The 20,380-nt window shown below is 71.0% G+C and carries 19 protein-coding genes and 1 tRNA gene; 19 read left to right on the top strand and 1 reads right to left on the bottom strand.

Translation table 11 applies throughout. From position 1 onward, the window contains the following. The first annotated feature begins 2 nt into the window (after positions 1-2). The 9 genes from CSIV_RS11350 (at position 3) to leuA (ending at position 8,348) form a co-directional block, all read left to right on the top strand. The gene (locus tag CSIV_RS11350; RefSeq protein WP_077051529.1) at positions 3-737 is read left to right on the top strand and encodes a 16S rRNA (uracil(1498)-N(3))-methyltransferase; all 735 of its coding nucleotides are present in this window, start codon (positions 3-5) and stop codon (positions 735-737) included. A 47-nt stretch (positions 738-784) separates the two neighbouring features. Beyond that, entirely contained in the window at positions 785-1,132 is a 348-nt protein-coding gene (locus tag CSIV_RS11345) for an HIT domain-containing protein (protein WP_077051528.1), read from the top strand. 49 nt (positions 1,133-1,181) lie between these two features. Next, positions 1,182-2,210 carry a PhoH family protein gene (locus CSIV_RS11340; protein ID WP_139340754.1) on the top strand — a complete coding sequence of 343 codons (1,029 nt, stop codon included), beginning with the start codon at positions 1,182-1,184 and terminating at the stop codon, positions 2,208-2,210. Next, a complete protein-coding gene (gene ybeY / locus CSIV_RS11335; RefSeq protein WP_077051526.1) occupies positions 2,207-2,674 on the top strand; it encodes an rRNA maturation RNase YbeY in 468 nt (155 codons plus the stop codon). The genes CSIV_RS11340 and ybeY overlap by 4 nt, the downstream gene beginning before the upstream one ends. Then, positions 2,671-3,984, top strand: a complete 1,314-nt coding sequence (locus CSIV_RS11330) for a hemolysin family protein (protein WP_077051525.1) — start codon at positions 2,671-2,673, stop codon at positions 3,982-3,984. Before ybeY ends, CSIV_RS11330 begins: the two co-directional genes overlap by 4 nt. After that, positions 3,981-4,874, top strand: a complete 894-nt coding sequence (era, locus tag CSIV_RS11325) for a GTPase Era (protein ID WP_077051524.1) — start codon at positions 3,981-3,983, stop codon at positions 4,872-4,874. The genes CSIV_RS11330 and era overlap by 4 nt, the downstream gene beginning before the upstream one ends. 31 nt (positions 4,875-4,905) lie before the next feature. Next, positions 4,906-5,853 carry a quinone oxidoreductase family protein gene (locus CSIV_RS11320; protein WP_077052629.1) on the top strand — a complete coding sequence of 316 codons (948 nt, stop codon included), beginning with the start codon at positions 4,906-4,908 and terminating at the stop codon, positions 5,851-5,853. Continuing rightward, positions 5,850-6,437 (top strand): GNAT family N-acetyltransferase, encoded by a 588-nt coding sequence (locus tag CSIV_RS11315; RefSeq protein WP_083735119.1) that lies wholly within the window; start codon positions 5,850-5,852, stop codon positions 6,435-6,437. Before CSIV_RS11320 ends, CSIV_RS11315 begins: the two co-directional genes overlap by 4 nt. Positions 6,438-6,587: 150 nt before the next feature. Further along, on the top strand, positions 6,588-8,348 hold the full coding sequence (gene leuA, locus CSIV_RS11310; protein ID WP_077051523.1) for a 2-isopropylmalate synthase: 1,761 nt from the start codon (positions 6,588-6,590) through the stop codon (positions 8,346-8,348). A gap of 127 nt (positions 8,349-8,475) precedes the next feature. Here the strand turns inward: leuA and CSIV_RS11305 are convergent, their stop codons facing one another. Beyond that, positions 8,476-9,186 carry a trimeric intracellular cation channel family protein gene (locus tag CSIV_RS11305; RefSeq protein ID WP_077051522.1) on the bottom strand — a complete coding sequence of 237 codons (711 nt, stop codon included), beginning with the start codon at positions 9,184-9,186 and terminating at the stop codon, positions 8,476-8,478. A 73-nt stretch (positions 9,187-9,259) separates the two neighbouring features. Here CSIV_RS11305 and recO point away from each other — a divergent pair, with 73 nt between their 5' ends. The 10 genes from recO to CSIV_RS11255 all read left to right on the top strand — a co-directional run bounded on the left by recO (position 9,260) and on the right by CSIV_RS11255 (position 20,379). Continuing rightward, positions 9,260-9,988, top strand: a complete 729-nt coding sequence (recO, locus tag CSIV_RS11300) for a DNA repair protein RecO (protein ID WP_077051521.1) — start codon at positions 9,260-9,262, stop codon at positions 9,986-9,988. After that, a complete protein-coding gene (locus tag CSIV_RS11295) occupies positions 9,985-10,791 on the top strand; it encodes an isoprenyl transferase (protein ID WP_077051520.1) in 807 nt (268 codons plus the stop codon). Before recO ends, CSIV_RS11295 begins: the two co-directional genes overlap by 4 nt. A 46-nt stretch (positions 10,792-10,837) precedes the next feature. After that, a complete protein-coding gene (locus CSIV_RS11290) occupies positions 10,838-11,530 on the top strand; it encodes a DsbA family oxidoreductase (protein ID WP_077051519.1) in 693 nt (230 codons plus the stop codon). 70 nt (positions 11,531-11,600) lie between these two features. Continuing rightward, positions 11,601-12,767: a tRNA dihydrouridine synthase DusB gene (gene dusB, locus CSIV_RS11285; RefSeq protein WP_077051518.1), complete on the top strand. Its 1,167-nt coding sequence runs from the start codon at positions 11,601-11,603 to the stop codon at positions 12,765-12,767. A 7-nt stretch (positions 12,768-12,774) separates the two neighbouring features. Then, the gene (locus CSIV_RS11280; protein ID WP_238592369.1) at positions 12,775-14,091 is read left to right on the top strand and encodes a deoxyguanosinetriphosphate triphosphohydrolase; all 1,317 of its coding nucleotides are present in this window, start codon (positions 12,775-12,777) and stop codon (positions 14,089-14,091) included. Beyond that, positions 14,091-15,941: a DNA primase gene (dnaG, locus tag CSIV_RS11275; RefSeq protein WP_077051516.1), complete on the top strand. Its 1,851-nt coding sequence runs from the start codon at positions 14,091-14,093 to the stop codon at positions 15,939-15,941. The genes CSIV_RS11280 and dnaG overlap by 1 nt, the downstream gene beginning before the upstream one ends. A gap of 45 nt (positions 15,942-15,986) precedes the next feature. Continuing rightward, positions 15,987-16,760 carry an ATP-binding cassette domain-containing protein gene (locus tag CSIV_RS11270; protein WP_077051515.1) on the top strand — a complete coding sequence of 258 codons (774 nt, stop codon included), beginning with the start codon at positions 15,987-15,989 and terminating at the stop codon, positions 16,758-16,760. Between the two features lie 62 nt (positions 16,761-16,822). Continuing rightward, positions 16,823-16,895, top strand: a tRNA-Asn gene (locus CSIV_RS11265). A 132-nt stretch (positions 16,896-17,027) separates the two neighbouring features. Then, complete coding sequence (gene glsA, locus CSIV_RS11260; protein WP_077051514.1) at positions 17,028-17,960, top strand: glutaminase A; 933 nt, start codon at positions 17,028-17,030, stop codon at positions 17,958-17,960. A 79-nt stretch (positions 17,961-18,039) separates the two neighbouring features. Then, a complete protein-coding gene (locus CSIV_RS11255) occupies positions 18,040-20,379 on the top strand; it encodes an acyltransferase family protein (RefSeq protein WP_077051513.1) in 2,340 nt (779 codons plus the stop codon). Position 20,380 lies beyond the last annotated feature (1 nt).

The following is a 20,380-nucleotide window of genomic DNA, read 5'->3' as shown; positions in this document are numbered from 1 at the left end:
CCGTGGCGCTGCACTTCGTCACGGACGACGCCGCGGCCGCGAGCGTCGGCGACGCCGTCGTGTTGACCGGTCCGGAGGCGCACCACGCCGCCGCGGTCCGGCGCGTGCGCGTCGACGAGGCGGTGACGCTCGGCGACGGGCGCGGCGTGTGGCTCGACGGTGTCGTGACGGCCGCGACGCCCAAGCAGGTGGACGTGCGGGTCACCGCGCGCGTCGAGGTTCCCGCACCGTCGCCGCGCATCGTCCTCGTGCAAGCGCTCGCGAAGGGCGACCGGGACGAGCTCGCGGTGCAGGCGGCGACCGAGCTGGGAGTCGACGCGATCGTCCCCTGGCAGGCCGCGCGGAGCGTCTCGCGGTGGGATGCCAAGGCCGAGAAGGGCCTCGCCCGCTGGCGCGCGATCGTCCGCGAGGCGGCGAAGCAGGCGCATCGCGCGTGGATCCCCGAGGTCGAGGGCGTCGCACGTCTGTCGGATCTGATCACGCGGGCGGGCGACGCGCGCGTTCTCGTGTTGGAGCCGTCCGCCGTCGAGAGGCTGACCGCCGTGGCATCCGATTCGTCCGACGATCGTGACGTCGTGCTCGTCGTCGGCCCCGAGGGCGGCATCGCGCCCGAGGAGCTGGCCGCGCTGCGGGCGGCGGGTGCCCGGCTCGTCCGCCTCGGCGACACGGTGCTGCGCACCTCGACAGCGGGCGCGGCGGCGATCTCCGTGCTCTCCGCAGCGACGGGACGCTGGTAGCGCCTCCTCCCGGCCCGGCGCCGGACCCCGTCGATAGACTGGATGCCATGACCGAGCCGTCGATCTTCACACGCATCCTCCAGGGCGAGATCCCCGCCGAGATCGTCGCCGAGACCGAGAACGCCTTCGCGATCCGCGACATCGCGCCGCAGGCGCCGGTACACCTGCTGGTGATCCCCAAGACCGAGCAGTACCGCAACGTCGTGGAACTGGCCGCCGGCGACCCCGACCTTCTGACCGAGATCGTGGGGCTCGCGAACTCCGTGGCCGCCGAGCACGCCGACGGCGACTTCCGACTCGTCTTCAACACCGGCGCCGGTGCCGGTCAGACGGTCTTCCATGTACACGCCCACGTTCTCGCGGGCGGACTGAACGAAAAGAGCACGGGTGGCTGATACCCCCGAAGAACCCGTCGTCGAGCGTCTGTACGCCGACGGCGTCGCCATGGTCCAGCTCCTGGGCCCCCACGACCGACTGCTGCGCGTGGTCGAGAAGGAGCACCCCGACGTCGACGTCCACGTGCGCGGCAACGAGATCACCCTCACCGGGGGCGCATCGGCCGTGGCCGCGGCGAAGGGTCTCGTCGAGGAGCTCCTCACGATGACCCGCAACGGCCAGGGCCTCGACCCGTCCGACGTCTCGAGCTCCAGCCGCATCCTCCGCTCCGACGGCGGGCCCCGCCCGTCCGAGGTGCTCGGCGAGGCGATCCTGTCGTCGCGCGGCAAGGTCATCCGCCCCAAGACCCTGGGGCAGAAGGCGTACGTCGACGCGATCGAAGAGAACACGATCGTCTTCGGCATCGGCCCCGCCGGTACCGGCAAGACCTACCTCGCGATGGCGAAGGCCGTGCAGGCGCTGCAGCGCAAAGAGGTCAGCCGCATCATCCTCACGCGTCCCGCCGTCGAGGCGGGGGAGCGCCTGGGGTTCCTCCCGGGCAGCCTCACCGACAAGATCGACCCGTACCTGCGCCCGCTGTACGACGCGCTCAACGAGATGATGGACCCCGACATCGTCCCGAAGCTCATGGCGACGGGCACCATCGAGGTCGCGCCGCTGGCGTACATGCGCGGCCGCACGCTCAACGACTCGTTCGTCGTGCTCGACGAGGCACAGAACACCACGCCCGAGCAGATGAAGATGTTCCTCACGCGTCTCGGGTTCGGCACGCGCATGGTGGTCACGGGTGACATCACGCAGATCGACCTGCCGCAGGGCGCGTCCGGGCTGAGGCTGGTCACGCGGGTGCTCGGCGACATCGACGACATCCACTTCTCGTATCTCACGAGCGCCGACGTCGTGCGTCACACGCTCGTCGGCCGTATCGTCGATGCGTACAGCGAATACGACGAGAAGCGTCTCGTGGCCCGCCGCGAACGCGACGAGGCATCCGAATTCGCCAGCCGTGCCGAACGCCGTAGCGCCGCCCGTCCCGCGGGTCCGCGCGATCACCTCCCGAGACGAAACCGCTCATGACCATCGAGATCAACAACGAATCCGGCCACGACGTCGACGAGCAGGTACTGCTGCGTCTGATGGAGTACAACCTCGCCGAGCTCCACGTGAGCCCGGACGCCGACGTCGCCATCGTGCTCGTCGACGAGGGGGCGATGGAGTCCCTCCACGTGCAGTGGATGGACGAGCCGGGCCCGACCGACGTGCTGAGCTTCCCGATGGACGAGCTGCGCCCCGGTACCGAGGACTCACCCACCCCCGCGGGCCTCCTCGGCGACATCGTGCTGTGCCCCGCCGTGGCCGAGACCCAGGCCGTCACCGCGAAGCACTCCACGCAGGACGAACTGATCCTCCTCACCACTCACGGGCTTCTGCACCTCCTCGGCTTCGACCACGCCGAACCCGACGAGGAGCGCGAGATGTTCGGCCTGCAGCGCGAGCTCATCACCGGTTTCCAGGCCGTCGAGCGCCGCCGCCGCGCATGACCGCGGCCCTCCTCCTCGTCGCCGCCCTCGTCCTCGTCGCCTTCGGCGGCTTCATGGCGGCGTCCGAGGCGGCCCTGGGGGTCACCTCCCGAGCCGACCTGGCCGAACTCGGCGCGGGAGGGCGCAACGCCCGCGCGCTCCAGCGGATCGCCGACGACCCGAGCGCGCATGTCACGGCCGTGGTGTTCATCCGCGTGCTGGCCGAGACCACCGCGGCCGTCCTCGTCGCGGCGGCGTTCATGCTCCTGTTCGACAACATCTGGCTGGCCCTGATCGCGGCGGCCGTCCTCATGACCGGCATCTCGTTCGTGGTCGTGGGCGCGAGTCCGCGGGCGGTGGGTCGTCAGCACGCCACCGGCCTGCTGCGGGGCGGGGCGCCGATCATCCGGGGCATGCGCATCCTGCTCGGGCCGCTCGCGCACGGGCTCGTCGCGGTCGGCGACCGCATCACGCCGGGCCTCGCCCGCTCGACGTCGTTCGCGTCGGAGGAGCAGCTCCTGAGCATCATCGACGAGGCCGCCGAGAACGAGCTCATCGAAGAGGACGATCGCGAACTCATCCACTCGGTGTTCGATTTCACCGACCGCTACGTGCGCGAGGTCATGGTGCCGCGCACCGACATGGTGACGGTGGATGCCGCGGCCACGACCCGCGAGGCGCTCGCCCTGTTCCTCGACAAGGGCGTGTCCCGCGTGCCCCTCGCCGACGACGAGGCCGACGACATCGTCGGCATGCTGTACCTGAAGGACCTCGTGCAGTTCGCGTTCCGCGAGGAGGAGGGCTGGCGCGACGCGCCGATCCGCCGGATCGCCCGCCCGGCGGTGTTCGTCCCCGAGACGATGAAGGCCGAGACCCTGCTCCAGCAGATGAAGAAGGATGCCGTGCACGTGTGCCTCGCCGTCGACGAGTACGGCGGTGTCTCGGGGCTCGTCACGCTGGAGGATCTCATCGAGGAGCTCGTGGGCGACATCTCCGACGAGTACGACGCGCCCTCGACGGAGGTCGTGCCGCTGGAGGACGGCCGCTACCGCGTGAGCGCGCGCCTCGGTCTCGACGAGGTCGGCGACCTGTTCGGCCTGGAACTCGACGACGAGGACGTGGATTCGATCGGCGGCCTGCTGGGCAAGGCGCTCGGCCGGATCCCGCAGCCCGGCGCCACCGCTGAGCACTCCGGCCTGGTCATGACCGGCGGCGCGTCCCGGGGGCGCAACCGCGGCATCGCGACGGTGATCGTCGAGCGGGCCGACGACGATGAGGAAGACGACGAGACGGCGCCCGCGGGCTCCGCTCGCGAGAGGAACGACAGATGAGCGCCACCCGATCCGGCTTCGTGACCTTCGTCGGTCGCCCCAACGTGGGGAAGTCCACCCTGACGAACGCCCTCGTGGGCGAGAAGGTCGCCATCACGAGCGACAAGCCGCAGACGACGCGTCGCGCGATCCGCGGCATCGTCAACCGCCCCGGGGGCCAGCTCGTCGTGGTCGACACGCCCGGCATCCATCGCCCGCGCACGCTACTGGGCCAGCGCCTCAACGACCTGGTCGAGCAGGTGCTCGGCGATGTCGACGTCATCGCGTTCTGCGTCCCCGCGACCGAGAAGGTCGGTCCCGGAGACCGTCGCATCGCCGAATCCCTGTCGGGATACCCGCGGGCGAAGAAGGTCGCCCTGGTGACGAAGACGGATGCCGCGAGCCGCGAGCAGATCACCGAGCGGCTCATCGAGGTCGACGCGCTGCGCGAGGACTGGGCGGCCGTGATCCCCCTGTCGGCCGTGACGCGGGATCAGCTCGACGTGTTGAGCGACGAGCTGCTCTCGCTGATGCCCGAGGGGCCGGCGCTCTACCCCGACGACGTCGTCACCGACGAGTCGCTCGAGGACCGGATCGCCGAGATCATCCGCGAGGCGGCTCTCGACGGCGTGCGCGACGAGCTTCCGCACTCCATCGCCGTCACCATCGAGGACGTCGCACCGCGAGAGGGCACCGACCTCACCGACGTCTTCGCCAACATCGTGGTCGAGCGCGACAGTCAGAAGGCCATCATCATCGGCCACAAGGGTTCGCGACTCGCCGGCGTCGGCGCACGCGCGCGGAAGGGCATCGAGCCGCTTGTCGGAAGTCGGGTATACCTGTCCCTGCACGTGCGCGTGGCCAAGGAATGGCAGCGCGACCCCAAGCAGCTCGGTCGACTCGGATTCTGAGCAGGCCCTCCGCGACGAGAGGACGACGATGATGGCGAAGCAGTGGCGGGCGCATCAGCCCGGTCCGGTGGAGGACTGGACGTTCGACGAGGTCGAGGTGCCGGCGCCTGGTCCCGGTGAGGTCACGGTCCGCGTCCGCGCGGCCGGGATCAACCCCGCGGATGCCAAGCACGTCGCATCCGCGCGATCCGGGGCGGAGTTCCCCGCCGCGATCGGGTACGAGCTGTCGGGGGAGATCACCGCGCTCGGCCCCGACGCGGTCGGCGGTTCGGGCGAGCTCGCGATCAGCGATGAGGTCGTCGCGTTCCGCGTCCAGGGCGCCTACGCGACCGAGCTGAACGTCCCCGCGCGCGACGTCTTCGCCAAGCCCGCGACGCTGTCACACGCCGAGGCCGCGAATCTGCTGCTCGCCGGCACGACCGCGGCCGAGATGATCCAGGTCACGCGCGCCGCCGAGGGCGAGACCGTGCTGCTGCACGCCGCGTCCGGCGCCGTGGGCGTGAGTCTGTTGCAGCAGGCGCGGGTGCTCGGCATCCGCGTGATCGGCACGGTCGGACCCGACTCCGCGGACTCCGCGGAACGCGTCCGTCGGTACGGCGGGATCCCGGTCGCTTACGGAGACGGGCTCGAGGAGCGGGTCGTCGAGGCGGCCGCGGGCGCGCCGATCGCCGCGGCGTGGGACGCCGTCGGCACCGACGAGGCGATCGACGTCTCGCTCGCGCTCGTCGCGGAGCGTGACCGCATCGTCACGATCGTGGCGCCGCAGCGTGCCGAATCGGACGGCATCCTGTGGGTCGCCGGCGCCCGTCCGGAGAGCGCCCGGTTCCGCGACATCGCCCGGCCCCGCATCCTGGAGCTCGCGGCATCCGGGGATCTCGAAGTCCCCGTCGCGCGCACGTTCCCGCTGACCGACGCGAAGGACGCCGTGCAGTTCGTGATGCAGGGCCACCCCGGCGGCAAGGTCGCGCTGCTGCCGTGACCGGGTCTCCGTTCGTGCTCCCTCCGGCGCCCGCGCGCGTCGATGTCGTGCGCGAACGCGTGCGGCTGCGCCCCCTCGAGGACGCCGACGTCGACGCGATGGTCGTGTACCGAGGCGACCCCGACGTGTGCCGTTTCCTCCCCTTCGAACCGCAGAGCCCGGACGACATCCGTGAGCGGATCGGCCACCTCTTCGGTGGGACGAGCCTCGAGGGCGAGCGCGGGGGACTGGTGGTCGCGATCGAGCGACTCGACGACGGCGCCGTGGTCGGCGATCTCGTGCTGTTCCACCTCGACCCGGCCTCGGGCACCGCCGAGATCGGGTGGGTCGTCAACCCGGCCGCCGCCGGACGGGGTCTGGCGACCGAGGCCGTCCGCGCCCTCATCGACACCGCGTTCTCGGTGTACGGGCTGCGGCGCCTGGTCGCCCGCATCGACCCCGACAACGTCCGATCGGTCGCCCTGGCCGAACGCCTCGGCATGCGGCGCGAGGCGCACCTCGTCGAGAGCGGGTGGTTCAAGGACCGGTGGAGCGACGAGGTCGACTACGCGGTGCTGGCGCGCGAGTGGACGCCGATCGCGTGAGGCGCGGCGCGCGCGGGTGCTACGATCGCAGAATGCGCTTCGGTGGCCTGCTTCTTCTTAGCTGCCGCGACGAGTCCTCGTTCTAAGGGCCTTCCTCGTCGCGGAGCTCGTCGTCGGCCCCATCAGACAGACAAGAGAAGCGACCCCCTCATGAAGAACACTCAGAAGCCCACGTCCGCTCCGGTCCACAAGTACCGTCCGTTCCACGAGCAGATCCGCGTCGACCTGCCCGACCGCACGTGGCCGAGCAAGCGCATCGAGACCGCACCCCGCTGGTGCGCCGTCGACCTGCGCGATGGAAACCAGGCCCTCATCGATCCGATGAGCCCCGAGCGCAAGCGGGTCATGTTCGACCTGCTGGTGAAGATGGGCTACAAGGAGATCGAGGTCGGGTTCCCGAGTGCCAGCCAGACCGACTTCGACTTCGTCCGTCAGCTGATCGAGGAAGACCTGATCCCGGACGACGTGACGATCCAGGTGCTGACCCAGGCGCGCGAGCACCTCATCCAGCGGACGTACGAGGCGATCGCCGGTGCCAAGCAGGCGATCGTGCACCTGTACAACTCCACGTCCGTGCTGCAGCGCGAGGTCGTCTTCCGCACCGACCAGCAGGGGATCGTCGACATCGCCCTCGAGGGCGCCCGCCTGTGCAAGAAGTACGAGGCGACGATCCCCGAGACGGACGTCTACTACGAGTACTCGCCCGAGAGCTACACGGGCACCGAGCTCGAGTTCGCGCTGCGCATCTGCAACGAGGTCCTGGAGATCTTCCAGCCGACCCCCGAGCGCAAGGTCATCCTGAACCTGCCCGCCACGGTCGAGATGGCGACGCCGAACGTCTACGCCGACTCGATCGAGTGGATGTCACGGAACCTCAACCACCGCGAGAACGTGATCCTGTCGCTGCACCCGCACAACGACCGGGGCACCGCCGTCGCCGCGGCGGAACTCGGCTACATGGCCGGCGCCGACCGCATCGAGGGCTGCCTCTTCGGCAACGGCGAGCGGACCGGCAACGTCGACCTGGTCGCCCTGGGCGTCAACCTGCTGACGCAGGGCATCGACCCGCAGATCGACTTCAGCGACATCGATCAGGTCAAGCGCACCGTCGAGTACTGCAACCAGCTGCCCGTGCCTGAGCGCAGTCCGTGGGCCGGCGATCTGGTGTTCACCGCCTTCAGCGGTTCGCATCAGGATGCCATCAAGAAGGGCTTCGAGGCGATGGAGGCCCGGGCCGCAGCCGAGGGCAAGAGCGTCGACGACATCGAGTGGGCGGTTCCGTACCTGCCCATCGATCCGAAGGACCTGGGTCGCTCCTACGAGGCCGTCATCCGCGTGAACTCGCAGTCCGGCAAGGGCGGCGTCGCGTACCTGCTGAAGGCCGACCACGCCCTCGACCTGCCGCGCAAGCTGCAGATCGAGTTCTCCGGTGTCGTCCAGACCCGTACCGACGCCGAGGGCGGCGAGGTCTCGAGCGCCCAGATCTGGGACATCTTCACCGACGAGTACCTGCCGACGACCGAGGACGACCAGCGCTGGGGACGGTTCGAGCTGCTCTCGACCCGGTCCTCGAGCGACATGTCCGGCGACGTCTCGCTCGAGGTGACGCTGCGCGACGGCGAGTCGACGCATCCCGCGTCGGCGGTCGGCAACGGCCCCGTCGCCGCGTTCCTCGAGATCGTGCGCGCGCAGGGCTTCGACGTGACGCTGTACGACTACGTGGAGCACGCGCTCAGCTCGGGCGGTGACGCGCAGGCTGCGGCGTACATCGAGCTGCAGGTCGATGACCAGCGCCTGTGGGGCGTGGGCATCGACAACGACATCTCGACCGCGTCGCTCAAGGCGATCGTGTCGGGCGTCAACCGCGCCATCCGCACGCGTCAGCGCTCCGGCGCCCTCGCCGGCGTCTGATCGTCTGAGGCAGGGCCGCCTCGCCGCCGTTTCCCGTCCCCTGCGGCGAGGCCCTGCCCCGTCACAGCTGCGTGAGTCGCCAAGATTTGTCGCCGAGGGGCGCCCCGAAGCGACAAATCTTGGCGACTCACGCGTCCGCGTCGTCGACCCGGATGATCGGGATGCCGGTCGTCTCGACCGCGACCTTGCGGCGGTAGAGCTTGCGCTGCTCGGGGAGCGACAGGTCGAACAGCACCGCGAGGACGCGGATCACCGTCGTGACCACGACGCCGATCACCGCCGCCACCGGGAGCGGCACGCCGAACGCCGCGACGGTCGCGAGCACGGCGCACCCGCCCCCGGCCGCCACCGCGTACAGCGACCCCACGTGCATGATCGCCACGGGCAGCCCCATCAGCACGTCGCGCAGCACGCTGCCGCCCGCCGCGGCCACGACGCCGACGAACACCGCCGGCACCGCCGGGAGTCCGAGGGCGAGCGCCTTGGACGTGCCGAACGCGCCGAAGAGTCCGATCACGACGGCGTCGAGCAGGACGATCGCGCGGTTGAGGCGTTGGAAGATCCCCGACAGCAGCATCCCGACGAGGGAGGCCCCGATCGCCGTGAGCAGGTACCAGTTGTTCTGCAGGGTCGAAGGAGTGACCCCGAGCAGGAGGTCGCGGATGAGTCCGCCGCCCATCCCGAGCAGGATGCCGATGATGGCGACCCCCAGGAGGTCGAGCCGTCGCTGACCCTGGAATCCCGCGGCGAACAACGCGCCCTGCACGCCGCCCAGGGCGACGGCGGTGAGGTCGGCCCACAGCGGGATGATGAAGACGGGCGGGTTCACGGCATCCATTCTCCCGCCCCGCCTGCACCGGCCCGCGCGCGGCGCACCGCCGACTCCCGGGGTCGCGGACGGATAATGGACTGTGCCCACCTACCGCGACGAAGTCGTGGTCCTGCGTACCCACAAGCTCGGGGAGGCGGACCGCATCGTCACCCTCCTCAGCCGACGCCACGGCAAGATCCGCGCGGTGGCGAAGGGCGTGCGCCGCACCTCGTCGCGGTTCGGTTCGCGGCTGGAACCGTTCATGGTCGCGGACGTGCAGCTGTACCAGGGCCGGAACCTCGACATCGTGCAGCAGGCCGAGTCGCTCGGCGCCTACGGGGCCGACATCGCGCAGCACTACGACCGGTACACGACCGCCAGCGCCATGGTCGAGACCGCCGACCGGCTGAATGAGGCCGAGGCCACGCCGCAGCAGTACCTCCTCCTCGTCGGGGGACTCCGGTCGCTCGCGCGCGGCGACCACGCCGCCCGCAGCGTCCTGGACTCCTACCTGCTGCGCGCCATGGCCCTCTCGGGCTGGGCCCCCGGGCTCGGCGAATGCGCGCGATGCGGCACGGTCGGCGAGCACGACTATTTCCTCGCCCAACTCGGGGGCGTCGTGTGCGCATCCTGCGCGCCCGCGGGCTCGCCGCGCGTCGCCCGCGACACCGTCGACCTGCTCCGCGCGCTCATCGCGGGGGAGTGGGACGTCGTGGACGCGGCCCCCGGTCGCACCACCGCCGCCGCCTCGGGCCTGGTCGCCACCTACGCGCAGTTCCATCTCGAGCGCGGCATCCGTTCCCTCTCGCACCTGGAATCGAATCGATGACCCCGAAGCCGTTCACGCACCGCAACGCCGCCCCGTACCGCCCTCTGGATTGGACCGGGGAGTATCCGCCGGCGTTCCCGAAGGGGTCGGTGCCCGCGCATATCGCGATCGTCATGGACGGCAACGGCCGCTGGGCGAACCGCCAGGGCCTCCCACGGATCGAGGGGCACCGGGCCGGAGAGGCGACCATCCTCGACATCGTCGCGGGAGCGATCCAGGCGGGAGTGAAGCACCTCTCGCTGTACGCCTTCTCGACCGAGAACTGGACGCGGTCGCCCGATGAGGTCCGCTTCCTCATGGGATTCAACCGCGAGGTGCTCCAGCGCCGCCGCGACCAGCTGAACGAGTGGAACGTGCGGGTCCGCTGGGCCGGGCGCAGGCCCCGCCTGTGGGGCTCGGTCATCAACGAGCTGCAGGCGGCGGAACGCCTCACCGCGGGGAACGACGGCCTCACCCTGACGATGTGTGTCAACTACGGCGGTCGCCTCGAGATCGTGGATGCCATGCGGCGCCTCGGCGAGGACATCGCCGCCGGCAAGGTGAAGCCGTCGGCGATCAGCGAGAAGATGATCGCGAAGAATCTCTACGTTCCCGACATGCCCGACGTCGACCTGTTCCTCCGCTCCAGCGGCGAGCAGCGCACCTCGAACTTCCTCCTGTGGGAGTCGGCGTACGCCGAGATGGTGTTCCTCGACACGCTGTGGCCCGATTTCCGGCGCCGGCACCTGTGGGACGCGATCGGTCTGTACGTGTCCCGGGATCGACGCTTCGGCGGCGCAGTCGACACGCCGACCGCGAGATGAATGCCGTTTTCGGAATAAGCCCCTCACCCGAAAGGTTGCACACGACATGACGGATGCCATCAAGATCGACGTGTGGAGCGACATCGCCTGCCCCTGGTGCTTCATCGGGAAGCGCAACCTCGAGAACGGCCTCGCCGCCACCGCCGATGACGACGACGCCCCCGTCGTCGAGATCGAGTACCACTCGTTCGAGCTCTCGCCCGACACCCCCGTCGACTTCGTCGGCGGCGAGGTGGACTACCTCTCGCAGCACAAGGGCATCTCGCCCGCCCAGGCGCGGGAGATGCTCGACCGCGTCACCGGCGTCGCCGCCGAGGCGGGGCTCGAGTACCGCTTCGACATCCTGCAGCACACCAACACCGTGAAGGCGCACGAGCTGCTGCACTTCGCCAAGGAGCAGGGTCGCCAGCTCGACCTGTCGGAGCGCCTGATGGCGGCCTACTTCCTCGAGGGCAAGCACGTCGGCCGCGACGACGATCTCGTCGAGCTCGCGGTGGAGGTCGGCCTGGATGCCGAGCTCGCCCGCGAGGCCCTCGCCTCGGGTCGCTTCCGCGACGCGGTCCGCGCCGACCAGGCGCAGGCCCAGGCCTACGGCATCAGCGGGGTCCCCTTCTTCGTGATCGACGGCAAGTACGGCGTCAGCGGAGCCCAGCCCGTCGAGGCCTTCACCCAGATCGCCCGTCAGGTGTGGGACGAGCGTCGCGCGGCGGCCACCGAGCCGGAGACCGCCCAGGCGTGACCCCTCCTCCCCAGTCCGCCTCGCGCGCGGGGCGGCACCGCCCCCGCGCGAGGTCTGGGAGAATGGAACGATGACCACGGCATTGGCCCCGGAGCGCACCCTGCGCATCGGCCCCATCGAACTCGACGCCCCCGTCGTGCTCGCGCCCATGGCCGGAATCACCAACACGGCGTTCCGGCGACTGTGCCGCGAGTACGGAGCCGGGCTCTACGTCAGCGAGATGATCACGACGAGGGCCCTCGTCGAACGCAACGACACGACGATGCGCCTCATCCGCCACCACGAGTCGGAGACACCGCGCTCGATCCAGCTGTACGGCGTCGACCCCGCGACGGTCGAAGCGGCGGTGCGCCTGATCGTCGAGGAAGACCACGCCGATCACATCGACCTCAACTTCGGCTGCCCCGTCCCGAAGGTGACGCGCCGTGGCGGCGGTGCCGCGCTGCCCTGGAAGCTCACGCTGTTCCGCGAGATCGTCGAGCGCGCGGTGCGCGCGGCGGGCGACCTCCCGCTCACGATCAAGATGCGCAAGGGCATCGACGCCGACCACCTCACGTACCTCGAGGCCGGACGCGTCGCCGAGGGTGCCGGTGTCGCCTCCATCGCGCTGCACGCCCGCACGGCCTCCGAGTTCTACTCGGGCACCGCCGACTGGAGCGCGATCGCGAAGCTCAAAGAGACCGTGACGAGCGTCCCCGTCCTCGGCAACGGCGACATCTGGTCGGCCGCGGACGCGGTGCGGATGATGGACGAGACCGGGTGCGACGGCGTGGTCGTCGGCCGCGGCTGCCTCGGGCGCCCGTGGCTGTTCGGCGACCTGGCGCGCGCGCTCGGCCGCCCCGGCGCGGCTCCCGGCGAGCCCGTCGACGCGACGCTCGGGTTCGTCGCGCGGGCGTTCCGCCGCCACGCCGAGCTGCTGGTGGAGTTCTTCGAGGACGAGGGGCGTGGATGCCGCGACATCCGCAAGCACGTCGCCTGGTACTTCAAGGGCTACCCCGTCGGCGGTGAGCTGCGCGCGAGCCTCGCGACCGCGTCGACGCTGGACGAGATCGACGAGCTGCTGGCCACGATGGACCTCGACGCGCCCTACCCGGGCGAGGCGGCCGAAGGGCAGCGCGGTCGCGCCGGCACGCCGAAGCGTCCCGCCCTGCCCGACGGATGGCTCGACTCCCGTGAGATCGGCGTCGACGCCGGCCGCGCCCTCGCCGACGCGGAACTGCACCACAGTGGCGGATGAAGCGGGGGTGGGCGTCGCACGCCCGTCCGGGTACAACGACGTCGACGCCGCCCGGTTCCACGAGGAGCAGCACCGCTCCCAGCGCGACGACTTCGCGCGCGACCGCGCGCGCGTTCTCCATTCGGCGGCTCTGCGGCGCCTCGCCGCCAAGACGCAGGTGCTCAGCCCCGCGAGCCCTGCCGACTTCGCCCGCAATCGTCTGACGCACTCGCTCGAGGTGGCGCAGGTCGGGCGCGAGCTCGCCACCGCGCTCGAGCTCTCTCCCGACGTCGTCGACACCGCGTGCCTCAGCCACGACCTGGGGCACCCGCCCTTCGGCCACAACGGCGAGCGGGCGCTCAACGAGTGGGCGGAGGACATCGGCGGCTTCGAGGGCAACGCGCAGACGCTGAGGATCCTCACGCGGCTCGAGCCCAAGGTGATCGGTCCCGACGGGCACTCCTTCGGCCTCAACCTCACCCGGGCGAGCCTGGATGCCACGTGCAAGTACCCGTGGACGGCCGATGCGCCGCTGCCCGACCCGGGCGGGCGGTTGAAGTTCGGCGTCTATCCGGACGACGAGCCCGTCTTCCACTGGATGCGCGACGGCGCGCCCGGCCGGGTGCGCTGCATCGAGGCCGAGGTCATGGACCTCTCCGACGACATCGCCTACTCGGTGCACGACTTCGAGGACGCGGTCGTCAACCGCTACATCGACCCCGCGCTGCTGGCATCCCCGGCCGGCCACGAGTCCCTGCTCACCGCGATCCAGACGTGGGTCGGATACGACTTCGCGCGCGATGAACTGGCCGACGCGCTGTACCGCCTGATGCGTCTGCCCGAGTGGATCGGCTCGTTCGACGGCTCGCGTCCTGCGCTCGCCCGGTTGAAGAACCTGACGTCCGACCTCATCGGGCGTTTCGCCCGCGCGGCCACCACCGCCACCCGCGAGGCCTACCCGGCCCGCGACCTCACGCGTTACCGTGCGCACGTGGTCGTTCCCCGCGTCGTGGAGGCCGAGATGGCGGTGCTGAAGGGCATCATCGGCGCGACCGTCGTCTCGATCGACGGCCGGAAGGCGCTGTACCGAGAGCAGCGACGCGTCTTGAAGCGACTCGCGTCCGCCCTGTGGGAGCACCCCGACGCGCTCGACACCCTGCACGCGCCCGACTTCGAGACCGCCGTCGACGACGTCGCACGGCGCCGGGTGGTCGTCGACCAGGTCGCGAGTCTCACCGATCAGCTCGCGATCGCGTGGCACGGGCGGCTCGTGGGCGAAGTGGATGCCGCCGAGCTCGGCATCTGGGCGCCGGGCGCCCGGCCGCCGCGGGGAGCGGATGCCTGATGGCGGGGCGCATCCGGCAGGCCGACATCGACGAGGTCAAAGCGCGGGTCAACATTGCCGACGTCGTCGGTGAGCGCGTCGCGCTGAAGCCCGCGGGCGTCGGATCGATGAAGGGGCTGTGCCCCTTCCACGACGAGCGCAGCCCCAGTTTCCACGTGCGCCCCCAGGTCGGGTACTACCACTGCTTCGGCTGCGGGGAGTCGGGCGACGTGTACTCGTTCCTCCGCGCGATGGACCACGTGTCGTTCACCGAGGCCGTGGAACGCATGGCCGCACGCGTCGGCTACACCCTGCACTACGAAGACGGAGGAGCGGCTCCCGAGACGACCGGCCGCTCCCGCCTGTACGCCGCCAACGCGGCGGCCGCCGAATACTTCCGGGGGCAGTTGATGTCGCCCGAGGCCGACACGGCGCGCCGTTTCCTCGGCGACCGCGGGTTCGACGCGGGTGCCGCGGCGCACTTCGGCGTCGGCTACGCCCCCAAGGGATGGTCCTCCCTCATGGACCACCTGCTCGGCCAGAAGTTCTCGCGCGACGAGCTCGTGCAGGCGGGGCTCGTGTCGCAGGGGCAGCGCGGTGTCTACGACCGCTTCCGCGGGCGGGTCGTCTGGCCGATCCGAGACGTCACCGGGCAGGTCATCGGCTTCGGCGCGCGCAAGCTGTACGACGACGATCAGGGCCCCAAGTACCTCAACACCCCCGAGACGCCGATCTACAAGAAAGCGCAGGTGCTGTACGGCCTCGACCTCGCCAAGCGCGACATCTCGCGCGAGCACCGGGTCGTCGTGGTCGAGGGGTACACCGACGTCATGGCCTGCCATCTGGCGGGCATCACGACCGCGATCGCGTCGTGCGGGACGGCGTTCGGCAGCGATCACATCACGGTCCTCCGACGCGTGATGGGCGACGACACGTCGTCGGGCGAGGTCGTCTTCACCTTCGACCCGGATGCCGCCGGCCAGAAGGCGGCGCTGCGCGCCTTCGCCGATGAGAAGCGCTTCGCCGCGCAGACGTACGTGGCCGTGGCTCCCGAGGGCCTCGATCCGTGCGACCTGCGCCTGCAGCGCGGCGACGGCGCGGTGCGCGCGCTCATGGACAACAAGGCCCCGATGTTCGAGTTCGTCATCGACCAGCGCCTGAAGGACTACGACCTCTCCAGCGTCGAGGGCCGCGCGGGGGCGCTGCGAGCCGCGGCGCCGATCGTCGCCGACATCCGCGACCCGGCCCTGCGCCCCGGATACGTGCGGGTCCTCGCGCGGCGTCTCGGGCTGGACATCCCCGAGGTGCAGAGCGCCGTCGAACGCGCGGCGCGCGGTGCGGATCGGGCCGAGAAGCGCGACGCGCAGCGCGGGGGAGCGGCTGAGGCTCCGGCCCCCGTGGCGGTGTCCGTGACGATGGCGCAGCTCCCCAACACCCGCGACGTCGCGCTCGAGCGCGGTGCGATGATGGCGTTCCTGCAGTACGGGCACCGCATCGAACCGGATCTGTTCCTCCGCGCCCTGCAGACGCCGTTCGGCCACCCCGCCCTCGAGGCGGTGCGGAGCACCCTGGCATCCACCGATCTGTCGCAACCGGGCTGGGCCGTGGCCGCCGTCGAAGCGGTACGCGAACCCTTCCGGACCCTCGCGGCCGAACTGCTCACGGCGGAGTTCCCCGCGCGCAACGAAGAGGGCGCGGTGGCCTCCGCGAACGACCTCGCGCGGGGCCTCCTCGTCCGCGAGCTCGAGCGGGAGAAGAACGGGCTGCTGCGCGACATCCAGCGCGTCCCCGCCGACTCCGAGGAGGGTCGGCGACTGCGCCTGCGACTGCGCGAATTGGATGCCGATCGCCAGAGGCTGACGGCTTCCTGACGCGTCGCGGTGGCGTCCGCGCCATCCGTCAGGGAGGATGTCCACATGCCCCGGACCCTCGACACCGCCGTCGCCATCCGAGCCGACGACCTCTCGCTCGCCCGAAACGGCGTGCGCGTCATCGACGGAGTCGCCTTCACGCTCGAGGCGGCGCACAGCCTCGTGGTGATGGGACCGACCGGCTCGGGCAAGACCTCTCTCGCATCTCTCCTGGCCGGACGCCCCGACGAGGGGCTGAGCGTCGTCGGGGGAGACGCGCGCGTCCACGGGATCTCGGCGCGGCATCCGGGTCGGGGGGTGCGCGAATGGACGTTCCACACCGGGTATCTGCCCCAGGGCGCGGGCGCGAACCTGCCCGCGCGGCTGACCGTGCACGAGGTCATCTCCGAACCGATCACGGCCCGCGACCGTCGCGTGAACACGCGCGCCCTCGCGGTGCGCGTGGCGACGCTGCTCGATGAGATGGAGCTGCCCTTGGGAACGGCGCCGAAATATCCGTACGAGCTGAGCGCGGGGATGCGGCAGCGGGTCGCGCTGGCCCGGGCGCTCGTGCTGGAACCGCGCCTGTTCGTCGCCGACGATCTGTACGCGAACCTCGACGTCGAGGTCCGACGGGCGGCGCGCACGGCGATCACGCGTCGACGGGACGAGCGCGGAATGGCCTCTCTCGTGGTGACCAACGACGCCGACGCCCCCCGTGACCTGGATGCCGATGTGCTGGTGCTGCGCGGAGGTCACGTCGTCGCGTACGGCCACGGCGCCGAGGGACTCCAGTGGACTCCCGACGGCGCGCCCGACCGACGGATTTCGGCGGGCTGATTTTTCCGCTGCGGTGCGGTGCTGTTAGTATCGTCTGGTTGCCCACCGCCAGGCGGGCATGATCCTCGGTAGCTCAATTGGCAGAGCAATCGGCTGTTAACCGATAGGTTCTTGGTTCGAGTCCAAGCCGGGGAGCGAGAGATCCGCGTCCATCTAAACGCGCCTCTCACCTAGGCCCGGGCTTCCACCCCGGGCCTTACCTTTTGCCCGGGTCGCGGCTCAGCACCGGGCGACCCGGACCGCGCCTCCGCCTGACAGGCTGGGGGCATGGCATCCCCCTCCGATCCGCGTTCGTACGATCTCGAGGGCCTCCGCGCCCGCGTTCTGCCCGACCGGGGCGGCCGCGTCGACGACAGCATCCCTCAACTGGCGGATGCCGATCCCGACCTCTGCGCGATCGCTCTCGCGCTTCCCGACGGCGGGGTGAGATCGAGCGCCCAGGCGGATGCGGCCTTCAGTCTGCAGTCCGCGGTGAAGCCGTTCCTCTTCGCCCTCGCCCTGCTCGACACCGATGGCGAGGCCCTCGACCGCGTCGGCATCGAACCGACGGGCGAGGCGTTCGACGCCCTCAAGCTCGAGAGCGGGACCGGTCGCCCGCCGAACCCGATGGTCAACGCCGGCGCGCTGCTCACCGCGTCGCTCGTCGACGGCGACGGCGTCGAAGGCCGGATGGAGCGCATCTCGCGCGGCCTGGCCGCCTTCGCCGGGCGCGCGCTGGAGGTCGACGAAGCCATCGCCCACAACGAGCACCTGCTCGGCGACCGCAACCACGCCCTCGCCCACCTCATGCGCGCGGAGGGCACGATGCGCGTGAGCGCGGACGACGCCGTCGCGGTGTACGCCCGGGCGTGCGCGACCATGGTGGATGCCGAGACCCTCGCGCTCATGGGCGCGACGCTCGCGCTCGGGGGCGTGAACCCCCGCTCGGGCGAGCGGGTGGTACCGGCGCGCGTGGCCCGCGACGTGGTCTCGGTCATGGCGACCTGCGGGGTCTACGACGGCTCCGGCCGCTGGATGCGGGCGGTCGGCATCCCGGCGAAGTCGAGCGTGTCGGGCGCGATCGTCCTGTCCGTTCCGGGGCGGCTCGGGGCCGCCGTGGTGAGTCCGCCGCTGGATGCGCAGGGGACGAGCGTCCGCGGGCGGCTCATCGCGGAGACGCTCGGCGAGGATCTCGGACTGCACAGCTTCGCGATGGGGTGACGCCCCGGATCCGCGTCGTGGGAGCGGTTCCAGTAAGCTCTCTCCGGCTGCGCCCGGCGGCCCGGAAGGATGCCACACCGTGCCCAGCAGTGCGAGCCGTCCGCGTCGCGACCTGCAGGGGCTTCGGGCTCTCGCGGTAGTGGGGGTCGTGGCCGGCCACCTGACCGGGTGGCCGACCGGCGGGTTCGCCGGCGTCGACGTGTTCTTCGTGATCTCGGGCTTTCTCGTCACGGGCATCCTGCTGCGTGACTTCGAAGCGTCCGGCTCGGTCGATCTGCGGGGGTTCTTCGGCCGCCGTCTTCGCCGGCTGCTGCCCGCCGCGCTCCTCGTGCTGACGGTCGTCGTGAGCCTCGGGTACGTCGTGTTCCACCGCACTCGCGCCGAACAGACCCTGGGCGACGCGCTCTCGGCGCTCGGCCTGGTCTCGAACTGGAGGTTCGGGCTCGAGGGACGCGACTACTTCTCCGCCACCGACGTCTCGCCGCTACAGCACTTCTGGTCGCTGTCGATCGAGGAGCAGTTCTCGCTCGTGTGGCCGCTCCTGCTGGTCATCGCGGTGGCCGTCCTTCCGGTGGCGCGACGCCGGGGAGCGGTGACCCGCGCGGTCGTCGGCGTGATCGCGGTCCTCGTCGTCGCGGCCTCGGCCGGCGCCGCGGTCCAACTCACGGCGAGCGACCCCGCGGGCGCGTACTTCTCGACCCTCGCGCGCGCGGGGGAGCTCGGGGTCGGCGCGATCCTCGCCGCCCTCGCGCCCCCACTCGCGCGGATGCCCGCGCTGCTGCGCGGCGCATTCGCGTGGCTCGGTCTCGCGGTGATCGTGGCATCCTTCCTCGTCATCGAACCCGCGTCTCCGTTCCCCGCTCCGTGGGCGGCGCTCCCGGTGGCCGGCGCGGCCGTCATCGTCGCGGGCGGCATCGGGGGAGACCCTCGCCACCGCCACCTCTTCCCGCTGACCAACCCGCTGAGCGTGGCGCTGGGCGACGTGTCCTACTCGCTGTACCTGTGGCATCTGCCCGTGATCGTGTTCGCCGGAGTCCTGCTCCCGCCGGGCCCTTCCTGGATGCCGATCGTGCTGCTGATCACCGCGGTGCTCACCATCGCGACGTACCTCGGTATCGAGCAGCCGATCCACCGGTCGCCGTGGCTCGAGCGCCGCCGTGCCGTGGGGGAGGAGCCGGTCGTTCCCGAGCCGGTCGCGCGGCCGACGACGCTCGCCTCCCGTCCCGCGGGGTGGGTGCCGGGCCAGCGGTACTACCCCGGGGCACGACCGCGGATGGGCGAGCCGGATGCCGCGCCCCCGGCGCCGGTCGACCCGGAACCGCCGACCGTCCCGGTTCCACCCGTCGTACCCGAATCCGAACCACGACGGGGATCGGAACCGGCGGTCGCCCCGTTGCGCCCGCCCACGTGGGCCGCGTGGCGCGAACGCTACTCGGCGCGGATTGGCCTCGCCGCGGCCGTGCTCACGATTGGCGCGGGCGCCACGGTCCTGGCGATCTTCGTGGCCTACGGCGCCCCCGTCCAGCAGCTGCCCGCGCTGGTGGCCGCCCCTCCCGCCGCCGACCAGGCCGAGGTCGCCGCGGCCCTCCCCACCCTGCAGGCGGAGCTCGCCGCCGCGGTGAGCGCGTCCACCTGGCCCGAGCTCCACCCCGGACTCGACGAGGTCATCCGCGAGTCGTCCTCCGACAACCGCGCGCACGACTGCTTCACCCCCGATGTCGCGCCCGATCCCGGCCGCTGCACGTTCGGCGATCCCGCGGCATCCCATCACCTGTATCTCGTGGGCGACTCCAGTGCCATGGCCTACGCACCGGCGATCGCGAAGCTCGCGGAGCAGAGCGGGGGCTCGTGGCGCGCGACCACGGTGGGGATGTACGGATGCCGCTTCACCGACGTCATGATCGAGAGCCGTGATCCCGCGGTCAACGCCGGGTGCGAGACACGAAAGGCGCAGGTGCGGGCAATGATCGCGGCGGACCCGGCGGACCTCGTGATCGTCTCGAACGCCTTCACTCTGGGGACGGCGATCGGAGGTGCGTCTCTCGACCCCGCGCAACTGGCGAACTCGACCTTCGCGGAAGTCGGCACGTGGGCACCGACCGGGCGAACGGTGTTCCTCTCGCCGCCGCCGCACGGTGCCGACCTGAACCGGTGCTATTCGCCCCTGACCGGCCCGTCCTCCTGCCTGGCCGCGGTCGACGACGTGTGGACGCAGATGGAGACGGCGACCGAGGCGGAGGCGACCGCGACGGGCAACACCGCCATCAGCGCGCTGCCGTTCACCTGCGTTCAGAACGTCTGCCCCGCCTTCGCGGGCGACACACCGGTGCGCTACGACGAGACGCACCTGACTCCGGCGTTCGCCGAGCGCCTCGCGCCGATCCTCCAGCAGGAACTGCAGACGCGCGGCCTGTACTGAG

The sequence above is a fragment of the Microbacterium sp. CSI-V genome, assembly GCF_001984105.1.
Classification (GTDB): Bacteria; Actinomycetota; Actinomycetes; order Actinomycetales; family Microbacteriaceae; genus Microbacterium.
The sequence above is the reverse complement of the archived record's forward strand: the minus strand, read 5'-3'. Positions and strand labels throughout refer to the sequence as shown.